Source organism: Kitasatospora sp. NPDC002543 (genome assembly GCF_053594915.1).
Genome location: NZ_JBSFWR010000044.1, coordinates 44,173 through 61,353, shown reverse-complemented (window position 1 = coordinate 61,353; position 17,181 = coordinate 44,173). Strand labels below are relative to the sequence as shown.

18 protein-coding genes and 1 riboswitch are annotated in these 17,181 nt (G+C 73.5%); of the genes, 14 read left to right on the top strand and 4 right to left on the bottom strand.

Translation table 11 applies throughout. The annotated features are described in order from the left end of the window. The first annotated feature begins 141 nt into the window (after window positions 1–141). The 11 genes from mltG (ACWD4P_RS20135) to ACWD4P_RS20085 all read left to right on the top strand — a co-directional run bounded on the left by mltG (ACWD4P_RS20135) (window position 142) and on the right by ACWD4P_RS20085 (window position 12,290). Window positions 142–1,431: an endolytic transglycosylase MltG gene (gene mltG, locus ACWD4P_RS20135; protein ID WP_359822164.1), complete on the top strand. Its 1,290-nt coding sequence runs from the start codon at window positions 142–144 to the stop codon at window positions 1,429–1,431. A gap of 188 nt (window positions 1,432–1,619) precedes the next feature. Next, window positions 1,620–3,554 carry an endolytic transglycosylase MltG gene (gene mltG / locus ACWD4P_RS20130; protein ID WP_449780450.1) on the top strand — a complete coding sequence of 645 codons (1,935 nt, stop codon included), beginning with the start codon at window positions 1,620–1,622 and terminating at the stop codon, window positions 3,552–3,554. A 52-nt stretch (window positions 3,555–3,606) separates the two neighbouring features. Further along, window positions 3,607–4,437, top strand: a complete 831-nt coding sequence (locus tag ACWD4P_RS20125) for a shikimate dehydrogenase (RefSeq protein ID WP_449780449.1) — start codon at window positions 3,607–3,609, stop codon at window positions 4,435–4,437. 167 nt (window positions 4,438–4,604) lie between these two features. Next, window positions 4,605–5,789 (top strand): chorismate synthase, encoded by a 1,185-nt coding sequence (gene aroC / locus ACWD4P_RS20120; protein WP_359822170.1) that lies wholly within the window; start codon window positions 4,605–4,607, stop codon window positions 5,787–5,789. After that, window positions 5,786–6,307, top strand: coding sequence for a shikimate kinase (locus ACWD4P_RS20115; RefSeq protein WP_449780448.1), 522 nt, complete (start codon window positions 5,786–5,788; stop codon window positions 6,305–6,307). Before aroC ends, ACWD4P_RS20115 begins: the two co-directional genes overlap by 4 nt. Beyond that, on the top strand, window positions 6,300–7,391 hold the full coding sequence (gene aroB, locus ACWD4P_RS20110; protein ID WP_359822175.1) for a 3-dehydroquinate synthase: 1,092 nt from the start codon (window positions 6,300–6,302) through the stop codon (window positions 7,389–7,391). The genes ACWD4P_RS20115 and aroB overlap by 8 nt, the downstream gene beginning before the upstream one ends. 8 nt (window positions 7,392–7,399) lie before the next feature. Then, window positions 7,400–7,828: a type II 3-dehydroquinate dehydratase gene (gene aroQ, locus ACWD4P_RS20105; protein ID WP_359822181.1), complete on the top strand. Its 429-nt coding sequence runs from the start codon at window positions 7,400–7,402 to the stop codon at window positions 7,826–7,828. Between the two features lie 85 nt (window positions 7,829–7,913). After that, complete coding sequence (locus ACWD4P_RS20100; protein WP_449780447.1) at window positions 7,914–8,819, top strand: AAA family ATPase; 906 nt, start codon at window positions 7,914–7,916, stop codon at window positions 8,817–8,819. 101 nt (window positions 8,820–8,920) lie between these two features. After that, entirely contained in the window at window positions 8,921–9,730 is an 810-nt protein-coding gene (locus ACWD4P_RS20095; RefSeq protein ID WP_449780446.1) for an Fpg/Nei family DNA glycosylase, read from the top strand. A 148-nt stretch (window positions 9,731–9,878) separates the two neighbouring features. Further along, window positions 9,879–10,205: a putative quinol monooxygenase gene (locus tag ACWD4P_RS20090; RefSeq protein ID WP_359829670.1), complete on the top strand. Its 327-nt coding sequence runs from the start codon at window positions 9,879–9,881 to the stop codon at window positions 10,203–10,205. A 69-nt stretch (window positions 10,206–10,274) separates the two neighbouring features. Continuing rightward, window positions 10,275–12,290 carry an AAA family ATPase gene (locus ACWD4P_RS20085; protein WP_449780445.1) on the top strand — a complete coding sequence of 672 codons (2,016 nt, stop codon included), beginning with the start codon at window positions 10,275–10,277 and terminating at the stop codon, window positions 12,288–12,290. 51 nt (window positions 12,291–12,341) lie between these two features. Here the strand turns inward: ACWD4P_RS20085 and ACWD4P_RS20080 are convergent, their stop codons facing one another. Then, window positions 12,342–14,015, bottom strand: coding sequence for a hypothetical protein (locus ACWD4P_RS20080; RefSeq protein WP_449780444.1), 1,674 nt, complete (start codon window positions 14,013–14,015; stop codon window positions 12,342–12,344). 79 nt (window positions 14,016–14,094) lie between these two features. After that, complete coding sequence (locus ACWD4P_RS20075) at window positions 14,095–14,478, bottom strand: ArsR/SmtB family transcription factor (protein ID WP_359829673.1); 384 nt, start codon at window positions 14,476–14,478, stop codon at window positions 14,095–14,097. Window positions 14,479–14,559: 81 nt separating this feature from the next. Continuing rightward, a riboswitch (cobalamin riboswitch) is annotated at window positions 14,560–14,770 on the top strand. 31 nt (window positions 14,771–14,801) lie between these two features. On the opposite strand from ACWD4P_RS20075, the gene ACWD4P_RS20070 reads away from it, so the two are divergent. Continuing rightward, a complete protein-coding gene (locus tag ACWD4P_RS20070; protein ID WP_359829674.1) occupies window positions 14,802–15,917 on the top strand; it encodes a Nickel transporter NicT in 1,116 nt (371 codons plus the stop codon). A 110-nt stretch (window positions 15,918–16,027) separates the two neighbouring features. Here the strand turns inward: ACWD4P_RS20070 and ACWD4P_RS20065 are convergent, their stop codons facing one another. Together ACWD4P_RS20065 and rpmG are read right to left on the bottom strand one after the other, a co-directional pair. After that, window positions 16,028–16,276, bottom strand: a complete 249-nt coding sequence (locus ACWD4P_RS20065) for a type B 50S ribosomal protein L31 (protein WP_359829675.1) — start codon at window positions 16,274–16,276, stop codon at window positions 16,028–16,030. Window positions 16,277–16,332: 56 nt separating this feature from the next. Continuing rightward, window positions 16,333–16,497 carry a 50S ribosomal protein L33 gene (gene rpmG, locus ACWD4P_RS20060; RefSeq protein WP_359829676.1) on the bottom strand — a complete coding sequence of 55 codons (165 nt, stop codon included), beginning with the start codon at window positions 16,495–16,497 and terminating at the stop codon, window positions 16,333–16,335. Between the two features lie 140 nt (window positions 16,498–16,637). On the opposite strand from rpmG, the gene rpmB reads away from it, so the two are divergent. Further along, entirely contained in the window at window positions 16,638–16,874 is a 237-nt protein-coding gene (gene rpmB / locus ACWD4P_RS20055) for a 50S ribosomal protein L28 (RefSeq protein ID WP_359829677.1), read from the top strand. Then, entirely contained in the window at window positions 16,874–17,179 is a 306-nt protein-coding gene (rpsN, locus tag ACWD4P_RS20050; RefSeq protein ID WP_449780443.1) for a 30S ribosomal protein S14, read from the top strand. The genes rpmB and rpsN overlap by 1 nt, the downstream gene beginning before the upstream one ends. Window positions 17,180–17,181: the final 2 nt, after the last annotated feature.

Sequence of the window (17,181 nt, the reverse complement as noted above, 5' to 3'; positions counted from 1 at the left end):
CACGCTCTTCCTATCTCTAACGTCCCGTTGAGGGGTCCGTGCGGACGCGTCCGCACGGACCCCTTTTCGTTGGTTTCCGTGTCCGATTTGGATCGGTTCATATCGATCCGGATCGATCTGGGATCGCCGAAGGGGCGCGCCATGACCGACCAGGACTTCCACCCCGGCCTCACCCCCGGGCACCTGGGTGCGCCGGTACTGGAACCGGAGGGCCGTCCACCGGGCGCGCCCCGTCCGCGCTTCGATGCGCCGGATCCGCACCGACGGCGCAACGGACTGGCCTGCGGGCTCACCGCGCTCGCGCTGATCGCCGTCTTCGGGGGGATCGGGCTCACCGGGTACACCTGGTTCCAGGCGCAGCGCAAGCCCCCGGCCGCCGCCGACTTCGCCGGGCAGGGCACCGGCAGCGTGCAGGTCTCGGTGCCGGAGGGCGCGGGCCTCTCCCAGATCGCGTCCGCGCTGGTCCGCAACGGTGTGGTGGCCAGCTCGCTCGCCTTCACCCGGGCGGCCAAGGGCAGCGCGGCGGCGGCCGGCCGGATCCAGCCCGGGACGTACACCCTGAAGCTGAAGATGTCGGCCGCGGCGGCACTGGCGGTCCTGATCGACCCGGCCAACGCCAACGGCCTGACCATCCCCGAGGGCTGGCGCGGCTACCAGATCTACGCGGCCATCGACAAGAAGCTGAACCTGCCCGAGGGCACCGCCCAGAAGACCGCCCAGGAGCAGGGCGCCGAACTCGGCCTGCCGGACTTCACCAACGGCAGCCCGGAGGGCTACCTGTTCCCGGCGACGTACAGCGTCACCGAGGGCACCACCGCCTTCGACCTGCTGAAGCAGATGGTGGACCGGGCCGGCAAGGAGTTCAGCCGGGACGACGCCACGGTGGTCGCGCAGAACCTCGGGCAGAGCGTGTACGGGCTGGTCACCGTCGCCAGCATGGTCCAGGGCGAGGCCGACAACACCGCGGACATGGGCAAGGTGGCCCGGGTCATCTACAACCGGCTGGCCAAGGGCATGCCCCTGCAGCTGGACTCCACCATCAACTACGCGCTCGGCCGCTCGACCCTGAACACCTCGGTGACCGACACCAGGCTGGACTCCCCGTACAACACCTACCTGCACGCCGGGCTGCCGCCGAGCCCCATCTCCAACCCCGGGCGGCAGGCGATCATGGCGGCGCTGGACCCGACGCCGGGGGACTGGCTGTACTTCGTCACCGTCAAGCCGGGGGACACCCGCTTCACCGACAGTTTCGACGTCCAGCAACGCAACGTGGCCGAGTTCAACGCCAACCGGGCGGCGGCCAAGCCGAGCGCCGCGGAGTCCGGCGCCTCCTCGGGCCCGGCCTCCCCGGCCTCCCCGGCGGCCTCCGGTCCGGGGGCCGCGGGCGGGGCCGGTGCGCCGTCCGGCGCCGGTGGGGGGACACCGTAACGGAGTTGTGCGCCGTCGGTGAGATCGCTCACTGACGGTGCTTCCGCCCGGCCGGGGGTAAGGCTGCGGTACGGTAACGTCTCCCTCCAGGCGCTGCGCTAGCACGCCGGTTCGAGAATCAGCCGGGACGGCGTCGTCCCGGACGGCCGGTTTGATCCTCCGGTCGTCACCGTCGGTTAAGGGGATCAATGACCGATCTGGGTGGGGGCTACAACCCCCAGGGCGAGCCGTGGCACCCCGGTGATCCCGGGTACGACGGCCGGCAGCCGGTCCCCGGCCAGCAGGACGGCCAGTGGCAGCAGCAGTACCCGCAGCAGGGCCAGGCGGTCCAGCAGCCGTACGGGGACGTGCAGCAGGGGTACGCGCAGCAGCAGATGACCCCGCAGATGCAGCAGCAGATGATGGCGCAGCAGGGCTACCCGCAGCAGCAGGTGCCCCAGCAGCAGATGCCGCAGCAGGGCTACCAGGGCGGTCAGCAGGGCTACCCGCAGCAGATGGCGCAGCAGGGCTACCCCCAGCAGGGGTACGGACAGCAGCCGCAGCAGATGATGCCGCAGCAGGGCTACCCGCAGCAGCAGGTGCCCCAGCAGCCGATGGCGCAGCAGGGCTACGCCCAGCAGGGATTCCCCGTCGACGGGCAGCAGGCACCGCAGCAGCAGATGCCGCAGCAGGCCCGGGCCCAGCAGCAGGCGCCGCAGCAGGGCCAGCCGCAACAGCAGGTGCAGCAGGACCAGCCGCAGGAACCCCGGCGGGGCCGGCGGCGGGCGGCGCCGGCGCCCGAGCCCGAGCCCGCGCCGGCCTCCGGCCCCGGCCCGGACGGGATCGACTGGGAGGCCGAGGCCGCCGCGCTGGAGGCCGGTGCCGACCCGGTCCGCGCCGCGCACGAGGGCGCGACGCAGGAGTGGGACGGCCACGAGGACGGCCGCCACGAGGCCGACGGCTACCCCGACGAGCACGCCGAGGCCGGGGAGAACGGCTTCCTCGGCGACCAGGACGACTCCCGCGAGGCCCAGAAGAAGCGCAAGGAGAAGGGCAAGAAGTCGGGCCGCCGCAACGGCGGCGCCTGTCTGGTGGTCGCGCTGGTGCTGCTCGGCGCCATGGGCGGGGCCGGCTGGTGGGGCTACGGCTTCTACCAGGACCACTTCGGCCCGGCGCCGGACTTCACCGGCGAGGGCACCGGCTCCGTCCAGGTCGAGGTCAAGAAGGGCGCGGTCGGCGGGCAGATCGGCCTGGCGCTGAAGAACGCCGGCGTGGTCAAGAGCGTCGACGCGTTCAGCGAGGCCTGCAAGGCCGAACCCAAGTGCGGCACCATCCAGTACGGCTACTACGGGCTGAAGAAGGAGCTGCCGGCCGCGGCCGCGCTCAAGGAGCTGCTCGCCCAGGCGGGCGGTGCCGCGGTCGTCGTCCCGGAGGGCAAGAACTCCACCGAGATCTACACCCTGATCGACACCAAGCTGAAGCTGCAGCCGGGCACCACCGCGGGCGTCGCCAAGGCCCAGGTCAACGACCTCGGCCTGCCGCCGTACGCCAACGGCAACATCGAGGGCTTCCTCTGGCCGACCCGCTACAACATCGCCGAGGGCATGAAGCCCGAGGACCTGCTCAAGCAGATGGTGAAGAACGCCACCGAGAAGTACGCGGGACTGGACGCCCAGGCCGCCTCGGTGGGGCTGAAGACCGGCTACGAGGTGATCGTCGAGGCGAGCATCCTCCAGCGCGAGGGCAACAACCCGGAAGACTTCGCCAAGATGGCCAAGACCATCCAGAACCGGCTGGCGGCCGGCGGCGAGATCAACCACCGGCTCGGCATGGACACCACGCTCCAGTACTCGCTGGGCCGCAAGGACCTCGACAAGAAGGACATGGACGACGCGTCCAACAAGTACAACACCTACATCAACCCGGGCCTGCCGCCCGGTCCGATCTCCAACCCCGGCGACGACGCGCTCAACGCGACGCTGCACCCGGCGGACGGAAAGTGGCTGTACTTCATCGCGATGTCCCCGACCCAGACGCGGTTCGCCGAGACGAGCAAGGAGCACTACGCCAACGTCAAGGAGTACTGCCAGTCGGCCGGGCAGAGCTTCGACGAGGCGCGCGGCCACTGCACCACCAAGAAGTAGCCCCGGCCCGGAAGCAGCCCACGGCCGGCCGACAGTTCGCGGAGAGACAGCGTTGACCAGCAAGCACCGGGCGGCCGTACTCGGCTCGCCGATCGCCCACTCGCTCTCGCCCGACCTGCACCGGGCGGCCTTCGCGGCGCTCGGGCTGGACGGCTGGCGCTACGACCGCTTCGAGGTCGACGAGGCCGGGCTGCCCGGGTTCGTCGCGGGGCTGGACGAGGCCGAGTGGGGCGGGCTGTCGCTCACCATGCCGCTGAAGCGGGCGATCATCCCGCTGCTCGACGAGGTCAGCGCCACGGCCCGCTCGGTGGACGCGGTGAACACCGTGGTGTTCACCGCCGACGGCCGGCGCACCGGGGACAACACCGACGTCCCCGGGCTGGTCAACGCGCTGCGCGAGCGCGGGATCACCGAGGTGGCCGAGGCGGCCGTCCTGGGGGCCGGGGCCACCGCCTCCTCGGCGCTGGCCGCGCTCGCCCAGATCTGCACCGGCGAGGTGACGGTCTACGTGCGCAGTGCCGAGCGGGCCCGGGAGATGGCCGGGCTGGGCGAGCGGCTGGGACTGGCCGTGCGCACCGCCGACTGGGAGCGCGGCGCCGAGGCGCTGGCCCGGTCGCTGACCGTCTCCACCACGCCGGTCGGCGCGACCGACGCCTTCGCCGACGCGCTGCCCGCCGAGCCGGGCGCGCTGTTCGACGTGCTGTACCACCCGTGGCCGACGGCCCTGGCCGCCGCCTGCGCCGGGCGCGGGGCGACCGTCCTGGGCGGGCTGGACCTGCTGGTGCACCAGGCGGTGCTGCAGAACGAGGCCTTCACCGGGCGGACGCCCGGGCCGTTGGCGGCGATGCGCGCCGCGGGCGAGAAGGCGCTCGCCGGGCACTGAACCGGTGCCTCGTCCGGGCTCCTTCCCGGCCGGATCGTGGCCGGTTGCCGTCCGTCACGCGGACTGTGCCCCCGGGGGCCGCTGGGGCATGAAAGGATTCAGGGACAAGGCACGCCCGGGCGGGCCCCGGCGGTGCCGTGGTCCGGTCCGCTGATGAAGGAGCTCCGTTGGGTACGTTGCGCTGGCTGACGGCGGGGGAGTCGCACGGCCCCGCACTCGTCGCGACGCTGGAAGGCCTGCCCGCCGGTGTACCGGTCACCACCGACGTGGTGGCCGACGCGCTGGCGCGCCGCCGGCTCGGTTACGGCCGCGGGGCGCGGATGAAGTTCGAGCAGGACGAGGTGACCTTCCTCGGCGGCGTCCGGCACGGGGTGACCATGGGCAGCCCCGTCGCGATCATGGTCGGCAACACCGAGTGGCCGAAGTGGGAGCAGGTCATGTCGGCCGACCCGGTCGACCCCGAGGTGCTGGCGGGTCTGGCCCGCAACGAGGCGCTCACCCGCCCCCGGCCCGGCCACGCCGACCTGGCCGGCATGCAGAAGTACTCGATCGAGGAGGCCCGGCCGATCCTGGAGCGCGCCAGCGCCCGGGAGACGGCCGCCCGGGTCGCGCTGGGCGCCGTCGCCCGCGCGTACCTGCGCGAGGTCGCCGGGATCGAGATCGTCAGCCACGTGGTCGAGCTGGCCGCCGCCAAGGCGCCGGCCGGCGTGGTGCCGCTGCCCTCGGACGAGGCGCGGCTGGACGAGGACCCGGTGCGCTGCCTGGACGCCGACGCGTCGAAGGCGATGGTCGCCGAGATCGACCAGGCCCACAAGGACGGCGACACCCTGGGCGGCGTGGTCGAGGTGCTGGCGTACGGCGTGCCGGTGGGCCTCGGCTCGCACGTGCACTGGGACCGCCGGCTGGACGCGCGGCTGGCCGCCGCGCTGATGGGCATCCAGGCGATCAAGGGCGTCGAGGTCGGCGACGGCTTCGAGCTGGCCCGGGTGCCGGGCTCCCAGGCGCACGACGAGATCGTTCCGACCTCCGAGGGCGTCAAGCGCACCTCCGGCCGCTCCGGCGGCACCGAGGGCGGCCTGTCCACCGGCGAGGTGCTGCGGGTGCGCGCCGCGATGAAGCCGATCGCCACCGTGCCGCGGGCGCTGCAGACCCTGGACGTGCGCACCGGCGAGCCGGCCAAGGCGCACCACCAGCGTTCGGACGTCTGCGCCGTCCCGGCCGCGGGCATCGTCGCCGAGGCGATGGTCGCGCTGGTGCTGGCGGACGCGGTCAACGAGAAGTTCGGCGGTGACAACGTCACCGAGACCCGCCGCAACGTGCAGGGCTACCTCGACAACCTGATCATCCGATGACCTCCCCTGTCATCGTGCTGGTCGGGCCGCCCGGCAGTGGCAAGTCCACCGTCGGGCGGCTCCTGGCCGAGCGCCTGGGCGTCGGCTTCCGGGACACCGACGCCGACGTCGAGGCGGCGGCCGGCAAGCCCATCCCGGAGATCTTCATCGACGAGGGCGAGCCGCACTTCCGCGCGCTGGAGGCGGCCGCCGTCCGCGCGGCCGCCGAGGGGTACGACGGCGTGCTGGCGCTCGGCGGCGGCGCGGTGCTGGCCGAGGCCACCCGCGCGCTGCTGCGCGAGCTGCCGGTGGTCCTCCTGGAGGTCCCGCTCGCCGACGCGGTCAAGCGGGTCGGCCTGGACGCCCCGCGGCCGCTGCTCGCCGTCAACCCGCGGGCCCGCTGGCGCGAGCTGATGGAGGCCCGCCGCCCCCTCTACCTGGAGGTGGCCACCGCCGTGGTCGACACCGCCGGGCGCGGCCCGGAGCAGGTCGCGGACGCCGTACTGGAAGCACTGGAGCTGAAGACCCCCCATGACTGACACCACCGTCAGGATCCACGTCGGCGGGAGCGCCGGCCACGACCCGTACGACGTGCTGATCGGGCACCAGCTGCTCGGTGAGCTGGCGCCGCTGATCGGCGCCCGGGCCAAGCGGGTCGCGATCATCCACCCGGAGGCGCTGGCCGCCACCGCCGACGCGATCCGCGAGGACCTGGTCGGCGAGGGCTACGAGGCCATCGCGCTCCAGGTGCCCAACGCCGAGGACGCCAAGAGCGCCGAGGTCGCCGCGTACTGCTGGTCGGTGCTCGGGCAGACCGGGTTCACCCGCAGCGACGTCGTCGTCGGCCTCGGCGGCGGCGCCACCACCGACCTGGCCGGGTTCGTCGCCGCCACCTGGCTGCGCGGGGTGCGCTGGATCTCCATGCCCACCACGCTGCTCGGCATGGTCGACGCGGCCGTCGGCGGCAAGACCGGCATCAACATCGCCGAGGGCAAGAACATGGTCGGCGCCTTCCACCCGCCGGTGGGCGTGCTGGCCGACCTCGGCACCCTGGAGACCGTGCCCAAGCACGACTACGTCTCCGGCCTCGCCGAGGTCATCAAGTGCGGCTTCATCGCCGACCCGGCCATCCTCGACCTGATCGAGGCCGACCCGGAGGGCGCGAAGTCGCCGGCCGGCCCGCACACCGTGGAGCTGATCCGCCGGGCCATCCAGGTCAAGGCCGACGTGGTCTCCGGGGACCTCAAGGAGTCCGGCCGACGCGAGATCCTCAACTACGGCCACACCCTCGGCCACGCCATCGAGCGCAACGAGCGGTACAAGTGGCGGCACGGCGCCGCGATCTCCATCGGCATGGTCTTCGCCGCCGAACTCGGCCGCCTGGCAGGGCGGTTGGACGACGAGACGGCCGACCGGCACCGCACCGTGCTGGCCTCGGTCGGCCTGCCGCTGAGCTACCGGGCGGACGCCTGGCCGAAGCTGCTGGACGCGATGAAGATCGACAAGAAGTCCCGCGGCGACCTGATCCGCTTCATCGTGCTGGACGGCCTGGGCAAGACCTCCGTGCTGGAGGGCCCCGACCCGTCGCTGCTGGTCGCCGCGTACGCGGAGGTCTCGGCGTGACCAGGGTGATGGTGCTCAACGGCCCCAACCTGGGCCGGCTGGGCAGCCGCGAGCCGGACGTCTACGGCGCCACCTCGTACGCCGGACTGGTCGAGCGCTGCACCGCGCTGGGCAAGGAGTTCGGCTTCGAGGTGGAGGTGCACGAGACCAACTCCGAGCAGCAGATGGTGGAGTGGCTGCACGAGGCCGCCGACGGGCAGGTGCCCGTGGTGATCAACCCCGGTGCGTTCACGCACTACTCGTACGCGATGCGGGACGCCGCGGCCCAGCGCACCGCGCCGCTGATCGAGGTGCACATCTCCAACCCGTATGCCCGGGAGACCTTCCGGCACACCTCGGTGATCGCCGCCGTGGCCTCCGGCACCGTCGCCGGCTTCGGGCTCGGCTCCTACGAGCTGGCGCTGCGCGCGCTGGCCGAGCGGCTCACCACCCGCTGAGGGCGCGGGCGGTGGCCCGGCGGCGGACTGTGCCCGCCGCCGGGCCTCCGTGTAGTGTCCCCGCTGAGAGGTGTCGGGAGGTGCCGTGACGCAGTACGCCGGAGGCGGGCAGGTCCCGCCGCGTCCCGTCGCTCCGCCGGTGCCGCCGGAGGGCGGTCCGCGGGGGACGTCGCCGGGGGCGCCGGTCTCCCCGCCGTCCCAGCCGCTGTCCCGGCCGGCGGTCCGGTCGGCGCCGACGGCTCCCGCCCCACCCGCGGCCCCCGCCGCTCCCGGACCCACCGCTCCCGCCGGTCCCGGGCCCGCCGCCCGTCCGGCCCCCGCGGCCGCTCCGGCGTCGGGCGCGCCGGTGCCCGCCGGAGGCACCGGGCACTTCGTCCTGCCGTCCGGCGCACCCGTTCAACTGCCCCTCCACTCGCCGCGGCAGCACGCGCCCACCGGGCCGATCGCCGTCCTGCTGATCGGACCGGCCGGGGCCGGCAAGACCACCGTCGCCCGCCACTGGGCCGAGCGGCGGCCCAGCCCGACGGCGCACATCAGCCTGGACGACGTCCGCGAGTGGGTGCAGTCCGGCTTCGCGAACCCGCAGTCCGGCTGGAACAACGCCTCCGAGGCGCAGTACCGGCTGGCCCGCCGCACCTGCGGCTTCGCCTGCCGCAACTACCTGGCCAACGGCATCTCCTGCATCATCGACGACGCCGTCTTCCCGGACCGCCCGGCGATCGGACTCGGCGGCTGGAAGCGGCACATCGGCCCCGGGATGATCCCGGTCGTCCTGCTGCCCAGCCTGGACTCGGTGCTGCACCGCAACGCCCGGCGCAGCGGCAACCGCCGCCTCGGGGACGAGGAGGTGGCCCGCATCCACGGGCGGATGGCCGGCTGGTACAACTCCGGGCTGCCGATCATCGACAACTCCGCCCTGGACGTCGCCGGCACGGCCGCCGAGCTGGACCGCGTCATCCTCGCCCGGCTGATGGGCATCCCGGTCCGCTGACCCGCGACCGGACCGCCGCCGGCCTGCGGCGTCGTGGAGCTGTCGGTGCCGGCTGCGATGATGGACGGGTCCTGTCATAGCGCCCGGAGGAGCTGACGCCCGTGCCCGAAGGCCACATCATCCACCGCCTCGCCGGCGAGAACCGGAAGGCCTTCGGCGGCCGGCCGGTGCGGGTCTCCAGCCCGCAGGGCCGGTTCGCCGACGAGGCCAAGGTGATCGACGGGCAGCTGCTCACCGGCGCGGAGGCCACCGGCAAGCACCTCTTCCTCGGCTTCGAGGAGGGCGCCTGGGTGCACGTCCACCTCGGCCTCTACGGCGGCTTCACCTTCGGCACCGGCCCGGCGCCCGAGCCGGTCGGGCTGATCCGGCTGCGGCTGGAGAACGAGGACGGCTACGCCGACCTGCGCGGCCCCAACACCTGCGCGCTGGTCACCGACGACCAGAAGACCGCCGTCGCCGCCCGCCTGGGCCCCGACCCGTTGCGCGCCGACGCCGAGCCGGAGGCCGCCTGGCGCCGGATATCGGGCAGCCGGACGACCGTCGCGGCGCTGCTGATGGACCAGAAGGTGCTGGCCGGGGTGGGCAACGTCTACCGGGCCGAGGTGCTGTTCCGGCACGGCATCGACCCGCACCGGGCCGGGCGCGACCTCACCCGCCGGGAGTGGGACGCGATCTGGACCGACCTGGTCGCCCTGATGCGCGAGGGCGTCACCGCCGGCCGGATCGACACCGTCCGCCCCGAGCACACCCCCGAGGCGATGGGCCGCCCGCCCCGGGTGGACGACCACGGCGGCGAGGTCTACGTCTACCGGCGGGCCGCCATGCCCTGCCTGGTCTGCGGCACCGACGTGCGGACGGAGGAGCACGCGGCCCGCAACCTCTTCTGGTGCCCGACCTGCCAGGCGGCGTGAGCCGGGCCGGACTCCGCCGCGTGGTGCCCCCGTGTCGCAGACAGCCGTTCTGACCTGCGACGATGGACGCGGCGCTCGCCGATGCCCGGCAGCCTGCCGCCATCCGTACCGCCATGTGCGAACGTGGCCACCCCCGAAAGGACGTCCCATGATCTTCATCACGGTCAAGTTCCCGGTCCGCCCCGAGCGCGCCGACGAGTGGCTGGGCCTGGTCGACGAGTTCACCCGGGCCACCCGCCAGGAGCCCGGCAACCTCTTCTTCGAGTGGTCCCGCAGCGTCGACGACCCGAACGAGTTCGTCCTGGTCGAGGCGTTCCGCGACGGCGACGCGGGCAAGGCCCACGTGGAGTCCGCGCACTTCGTCAAGGCCATGGAGGAGCTGTCGTACGCGGTGGCCGCCAAGCCGCGGATCGTCTCGACCGAGATCGCCGGCATGGACGGCTGGGCGGAGATGGGCGAGATCACCCCCCGGTGACCCGAGTGCCCCTCCGGCCGGGTGCCCAGCCCGTAGGCTGGGGCCCGGGCGGTCGGAGGGAGCAGGCGGATGGAGCGGCGCGAGGTGGTCAACACCGTGTCGGGCGCCACGGTGGGCGGCCACGTGGTCCAGGCCGGGAGCATCGGATCGGTGCACCTCCACCACCAGCCGCCGACGGTGCCGAGGCCCCGTCAGGTGCGCGCGCCGCACGGCCCGTTCGTCAACCGTGAGCCGGAGATCGCCGCGCTCGGCGCGGCACTGCGCCGGGTCGAGGAGGGCGGGCTCGGGATCGTGGTGTTCACCGGCCTCGGCGGGGTCGGGAAGACCGAGCTGATCGTCAAGTTCACCGAGGACCACCGGGAGCACTTCCCGGACGGGGACCTCTACGCCGACCTGAAGGCCTACCGGCACCAGGGCGGGGTGGACCTCCCCGAACTGCTGGCCGGTTTCCTGCGCGCGCTCGGCACCGAGCCCCCGGCCGTGGAGGCCGAGCGGTTCACGGCGTTCCGCACCGCCACCGCCGAGCGCCGGTGCCTGTTCTTCCTCGACAACGTCGAGCACGCCGCCGAGGTCCGCGCGCTGCTGCCCGCCCGCGGGCTGGTGGTGGTCGCGAGCCGGCGGCGGCTGCCCGCGCTGCGGACGGACGGCGCCGAGGTGCGCCGGCTAGGGCCGCTGAGCGCGACGGCCGGGGCCGAACTGGTGCGCGGCTGGGTGGGCTCCGGGCGGGGCACGGACGGGGAGCTGGCGGAACTGGTCGAACTGTGCGGCGGGCTGCCGCTCGCACTGAACGCGGTCGGGAGCCAGCTGCTGGACCGGGACAACCTGCCGGTCGGCCGGGTGGTGGCCGAACTCCACGACCGGGAGGGTGGGTTGGCGATGCTGGAGGACGAGGACAACAACGACCTCGGCGCGACCTACGACCTGGTCTACGAGCGGCTGTCGGCGCAGGGCCGGGAGCTCTACCGGCTGATCGGGGTGCACCCCGGCCCCTTCGTGTCCGCCGGACTGGCGCGCGCGGTCGGTGTCGAGCGGGCCGAGCGGGCGGTCGGGGAACTGCGCGACGTCCACGTGCTGGACGAGGTGCTGGACGGCGACGAGGGGGAGGACCGCTACCGCGCCCACGACGTGGTGCGGCTGCACGCCTACGGCCGGGCCCGGGAGCTGCCCGACCGCGCGGCGCTGCTCGCCGGAGTCGTGGCGTACTACCGGGGCCGGGCGTCGCTCGCGGACCGGACGATGGCCCAAAAGCGCCTGCGCCTGCAGGACCCGAGCGGCGGCGAACTGCCCGGCTTCCCCTCCGAGACCGCGGCCCTGGAGTGGCTGTACGCCGAACGGGCCAACTTCCGCGCGGTGGTGGAGGAGGCGGCCAGGCAGGGGTGGCACGGCGAGGTGTGGCGGCTCTGCGAGTCGCTCTGGCTGCTGTACCACGACCGGAAGCTCTACCAGGACTGGATCGCCACCCACCGGCTCGGCATCGAGTCGGCGCAGTGGGACAACCGGCCGGACGCCGTGGTCCGGATGCGCAACCAGCTCGCCCGCGCCCATCTCGACCGCAAGGAATTCCCGCTCGCCGCCGAGCAGTTGGCGCTGGCCACCGAGCAGGTGCCGCTGGTGGCCGACCGTCAGGTGGTCGGGGTGCTCTACGAGACCGACGGCCTGTTCTGCCTGGCCGACGGACGTCCGGCGGACGCGGTGGAGCGGTTCACCCTGGCCCTGGCGGAGAACCGCGGGGACGAGCACGGCGAGATCGTCCAGAGCTACCACCTCGCGCAGGCGCTGATCGCCGACGGCCGCGCGGAGCAGGCGCTGACCCTGTTGGCCGGGGCCACCGCCCTGGCCGAGGACACCGGGGACAACGACATGCTGATGAAGCTGCCGCTGGTCCGGGCCCGGGCACACCGGGCGCTCGGACAGCTGGACCTCGCCGTCGCCCAGGCCGAGGACTGCGCCCGGCGGGCCGAGGAGCGCAGCCAGTACGCGAAGGAGGCGCAGGCGCACACCCTGCTCGTCGCCCTCGCCGAGGAGTCGGCGAACGAGGAGCTGGCGGAGCGCAGCCGCGAACGGCTGCGGCAGCTGGCCGAGTAGGGCCCGGCGCCGGGGCTGCGGCGCGCCCGGGGACGAGCGGCAGGGCGGGCCCTACGGTCCGGTGCGGAAGGACACCCGGGTGCGGTGCTCGCCGGTGCGGACGGTGAGTCCGTGCGCGGGCAGGCCGGCCTGGTCGCCGCCGTCGGCGAGCCAGCAGGCCACGGCGGAGCCGAGCAGCAGCGGGTCGACGGCGAGGTCGGAGTCTCCCCAGCCCGGTTCGGCGCGGGCCTCCAGGAGCAGACCGGTGCGCAGCCGGAGCAGGTGGCGGGCCGGGCCGAGGGCGGCCACCGCGACGGTCAGGCCGGGGAGTTCGGCGGCGCGGTCGGCGAGCCAGCGGGCGGCGGGGAGTTCGGCGTGGGCCTCGGTGCGGGCCAGGACCTCGGCGGTGTAGCGCAGGGCGTCGCCCGGGTGGTCGTCGGTGAGGGCGTGGAAGCCGCGCGGGGTGTGGTCCTTCGGGTCGAAGGGGTAGCGCCGCAGGCTGACTTCGGTGCCCTCGCTCCTGCCCTCGACGTCGTACGCGGTGGGCCGCTCGGTGGCCGGGGGGTGCGGAACGGGCCTGGGGTAGGGCGGCAGGGCCGGCTCGTCCCCGGGTTCGTCCAGTCCGTCGAGGAAGGAGTAGAGCAGCGGGCGCAGCAGCCGGGCGGACTCGCCGCGGTGCGCGAGTGACCGGTCGGTGATGGAGCTGAGGTCGGCGGGCTCCTCGGCCAGGGCCCGTTCGACCTGGGCGGCGAGGTCGCCGTCCGGGTCGAGGGCGGGCGCGGCCTGGCCGAAGGCGTAGCTGGGGGAGCGCGGGTCGAGTTCGGCGGCGCCGGTGGCGACGAGCAGGGTGCGCCGGTTCAGGGCGGCGCCGTAGAAGGTGACGGAGCCGTGGTCGCCGATCACGCAGTCGGCGGCGACGAGTGCGGCCTGCCAGCCCTGGTGGGGCGGGATCAGGCGCAGGCCCATCCGGCAGGCGGCGTCGAGCAGCGCCTCGGGGTCGTGGCGGCTCCACACGTTGGGGTGCAGGACGACGGCCACCGTGTACTCGTCGGCGGGGAGTTGGCGGACCAGCCGCTGGGGCAGGTCGGGGCGGCGGCCGAAGGAGGAGTGCGCGCTCCAGGTGGAGCTGAGGACGACGAGCCGTCGGCTGCCGGTGGCGCCGAGCGCGGCCCGGTAGCCGTCGCGGGAGCGTCGGCTGCCGAGCATCCGGTCGAAGCACGGGTCGCCGACGACCCGGGCGACGTCCAGGGCCTCGGGGCAGGAGATCCGCAGGCGGTCCAGCTGTTCGGGGTGGGAGAGGCCGAGGACGTCCACGAACACCCTTCCGCGGTGGGTGAGTTCGTTGCGGGACAGGCCGGCGGCGCTGACCGTGTCGCCGGTGGACTCGGTGACCAGTCGGTTGTAGCCGGCGCCGTGCGGGAGGACGACGAGGCGGGCGTCCAGGCGGTGCATGGAGGAGTGGACGGCGCAGGAGACGGCCAGGTCGAAGCGGAGGCGGACGGCCTCCTCCCAGTCCAGCACGGTGAAGCCGGGCAGGCCGTGCAGGTACTCGTCCAGGGCGCGGTCGGCGAAGGCGGAACCGGGGTTGACGGTGAAGTACCGCTCGACGCCCTCCGGGTTCAGCAGGCTGAGGACGTCCAGGACCCGGGTCGCCGAGGTGAGGGTGCGGGCGACCGCCAGCACGCGGGCCTTGACCGGTTCGGTGTTCCAGCGGTCGGCGGGCCAGGCGTGGGGGTGGGACGGCACATCATGATCGTACTGGCCGGGGCGGCGTCCGGCGCGTCCTTCCGGGGAAGGACGCGCTCCGGGGAGGGCCGAGCCGGGGTCAGCCCGTGGCCGCGCCGGGCTCGTGGTGCTCGGCGGCGGCGCACTCGTCGAGGATGGGGCGCATGGACTCGTCCACGAGCCGGTAGCGCACCACTCGTCCGTCCCGGTCGCCGGTGACCACGCCGGCCGTGCGGAGCAGCCGCAGGGCCTGGGAGACGGCGGGGTCGCGCATGCCGGTGGCCACCGCGAGGTCGGTGACGGCGAGGGGGCCGGCCCGGTGGAGGGCGAGCAGCAGGGCGAGCCGTCCGGGGTCGGCGAGCAGCGAGAAGCGCTCCGCCCAGGACCGGACGTGTGCCGGGTCGCCGATCGCGGCGATGGCTTCGCAGACCCGGTGCCCGTCGATGGTGCGGTGGCCCGCGCGGTCGGCCGGTACGAGATGCATGCGGACATTCTCGCAGGCGGCGGCCTGTGATCCTGGACACCTGCGCAGGTGCGCAACCTTGCACGGGTCGGGGCGTGGCCCTACGGTGTTCCCCGCCGTGGTGCTCGGGAAGACCGGTGACGGACCCTCAGGGGTCCCAGCCCGGAGCGGCCCTCGCCACTGTGATCGGGTCGTTCCTCCGCATGCGGAGGAGCGTCGTCCGTCCCCACGAAGCCACTGGGCGCCCCACGCCCGGGAAGGCGGGTACGGGTGTCCCGTAAGCCAGGAGACCGGCCACGGCATCTCACGAGGTTTTCCACGAGGTGCTGGAGCGTGATCCGCAGATGACCCTGCCCGAAACCGTTGCCGACGGGCCGAACACGGCCCCTTCCGCACTGCCCGCCTTCAAGTGGCGGCGCGAGGACACCGTCCGTACGGCGGGGCTGATGGCGGTGATCGTGGCCATGCACGTGGTGGCCTTCGGCACGCTGATCTTCCTGGTCGCGCCCGAGAGGTACGCGGTCGGTACCCAGGTCTTCGGGGTGGGCCTGGGCATCACCGCGTACACCCTCGGCATGCGGCACGCCTTCGACGCCGACCACATCGCGGTGATCGACAACACCACCCGCAAGCTGATGGCGGACGGCAAGCGGCCGGTCTCGGTGGGCTTCTGGTTCGCCCTCGGGCACTCCTCGATGGTGGTGCTGATGGCCGCCCTGGTGGCGGGCGGCGCGCAGCTGGCGAACACCCTGATGGACGACGAGTCGCCCACCCACAAGTGGCTCGGCGTGGTCGGTACGACGGCTTCCGGTGCCTTCCTCTACCTGATCGGCGCGCTGAACCTGGCGGCGCTGCTCGGCATCCTCAAGGTGTTCCGCTCGATGCGGGCCGGGAAGTTCGACGAGAAGGAGCTGGAGGCGCACCTCGACTCGCGCGGCTTCATGGCCCGGGTGCTGAACCGGGCGACCCGCTCGATCACCCGGCCGGGGCAGATGTTCCCGGTGGGCATGGTGCTGGGCCTGGGCTTCGACACCGCGACCGAGGTCACCCTGATGGTGATGGCCGGCTCGGGTGCGGCCTCCGGGCTGCCCTGGTACGCGATCGTCTGTCTGCCGCTGCTGTTCGCGGCCGGGATGAGCCTGTTCGACACCCTGGACGGGACGTTCATGAACTTCGCGTACCAGTGGGCCTTCGCCAACCCGGTGCGGAAGGTGTACTACAACCTGACCATCACGGGTCTGTCGATCGCGGTGGCCTTCATCATCGGCACCATCGAGCTGGTCGGGGTGCTGCACGAGAAGCTCGACCTGACCGACCCGGTCACCGGGTTCATCGCGGACATCTCGCTGGACAACGTCGGCTACGCCATCGCCGGGCTGTTCGTGGTCGTCTGGGTGATCGCCATCGGCTACTGGAAGCTCGCCCGGGTCGAGAAGCGCTGGACGCCCGGGAACCCGTGACCCGGGCGGCCGCCGGCGGGCCCGACCGGCCCGGTGCCGCCGCCGCGCCGCAGGCACGCCGAGACGGCGCCTCCCCGGACGGGGGGAGGCGCCGTCGGCGTTCTCCGGGGTCAGTGCCGGTCGCCGTAGCGGCGGCGGAACTGCTCGACCCGGCCGGCGGTGTCCAGCACCCGGGACTGGCCGGTGTAGAAGGGGTGGCTCGCCGAGGAGATCTCGACGTCGATCACCGGGTAGGTGTTGCCGTCCTCCCACTCGACGGTGCGGTCGCCGGTGGCGGTCGACCGGGTGAGGAAGGCGAGGCCGCCGACCTTGTCGCGGAAGACGACCGGGCGGTACCTGGGGTGGATTCCGGACTTCATGAGGGGCTCCTCTCGGGTCGGGCTTCGGTGGTCGGACCGGTCGGGCCGGTCGGGGGTCAGCGCTCCTCGCGGAAGTCGACGTGCCGGCCCGCGGCCGGGTCGTACTTGCGCAGGACCATCCGGTCCGGGTCGTTGCGGCGGTTCTTGCGGGTCACGTACGTGTAGCCGGTGCCGGCGGTGGAGCGGAGCTTGATCACCGGGCGCAGTTCGCTGCGGGCCATCGGGTGTCCTCCTGGGCGCTGGGGTGTCGGTTCCCGGGTCTCGGGCCGGGTGCTGGGAACCGTACACCGAAATGGATGTCATTTTCATCTGGTGTAACGTGAGCCCGGTCCCGCCCATTCCCGGACGCCAGGGAGCACCCATGTCCGCCCACTGCCAACTCACCGGGCGCCGTCCCGGCTTCGGCAACGCGATCTCGCACTCGCACCGCCGTACGCCCCGCCGCTTCGACCCCAACATCCAGCGCAGGCGCTACTGGCTGCCCGGCGAGGGCCGGTACGTCCGGCTGACGCTGAGCGCCAAGGGCATCCGCACCGTGGACGCGATCGGCATCGAGGCCGCCGTCGCCCGCATCCGCGCCCGGGGGGAGAGGGTCTGATGGCCAAGCGGAGCAAGATCGCCAAGAACGAGCGGCGGCGCGCGACCGTCGCCCGCCACGCGGAGCGCCGCGCCGAGCTCAAGCGCGTCATCGCCCACCCCGGCACCGGCCCCGCCGAGCGCGCCGCCGCCCAGGCCGAACTCGCCCGCCAGCCGCGCGACGCCAGCGCCACCCGCGTCCGCAACCGGGACGCCCTGGACGGCCGGCCGCGCGGCTACCTGAGGGCCTTCGGCCTCTCCCGGGTCAACCTGCGCGTCCACGCCCACGCCGGACACCTGCCGGGCGTCCGCAAGGCGAGCTGGTGAGC

Coding starts and splice junctions, on each gene's coding strand:
- mltG (WP_359822164.1), top strand. CDS start 142: ATGACCGACCAGGACTTCCACCCCGGCCTCACCCCCGGGCACCTGGGT.
- mltG (WP_449780450.1), top strand. CDS start 1,620: ATGACCGATCTGGGTGGGGGCTACAACCCCCAGGGCGAGCCGTGGCAC.
- ACWD4P_RS20115 (WP_449780448.1), top strand. CDS start 5,786: ATGACCTCCCCTGTCATCGTGCTGGTCGGGCCGCCCGGCAGTGGCAAG.
- aroB (WP_359822175.1), top strand. CDS start 6,300: ATGACTGACACCACCGTCAGGATCCACGTCGGCGGGAGCGCCGGCCAC.
- aroQ (WP_359822181.1), top strand. CDS start 7,400: ATGGTGCTCAACGGCCCCAACCTGGGCCGGCTGGGCAGCCGCGAGCCG.
- ACWD4P_RS20090 (WP_359829670.1), top strand. CDS start 9,879: ATGATCTTCATCACGGTCAAGTTCCCGGTCCGCCCCGAGCGCGCCGAC.
- ACWD4P_RS20085 (WP_449780445.1), top strand. CDS start 10,275: ATGGAGCGGCGCGAGGTGGTCAACACCGTGTCGGGCGCCACGGTGGGC.
- ACWD4P_RS20075 (WP_359829673.1), bottom strand. CDS start 14,478: ATGCATCTCGTACCGGCCGACCGCGCGGGCCACCGCACCATCGACGGG.
- ACWD4P_RS20070 (WP_359829674.1), top strand. CDS start 14,802: ATGACCCTGCCCGAAACCGTTGCCGACGGGCCGAACACGGCCCCTTCC.
- ACWD4P_RS20065 (WP_359829675.1), bottom strand. CDS start 16,276: ATGAAGTCCGGAATCCACCCCAGGTACCGCCCGGTCGTCTTCCGCGAC.
- rpmG (WP_359829676.1), bottom strand. CDS start 16,497: ATGGCCCGCAGCGAACTGCGCCCGGTGATCAAGCTCCGCTCCACCGCC.
- rpmB (WP_359829677.1), top strand. CDS start 16,638: ATGTCCGCCCACTGCCAACTCACCGGGCGCCGTCCCGGCTTCGGCAAC.
- rpsN (WP_449780443.1), top strand. CDS start 16,874: ATGGCCAAGCGGAGCAAGATCGCCAAGAACGAGCGGCGGCGCGCGACC.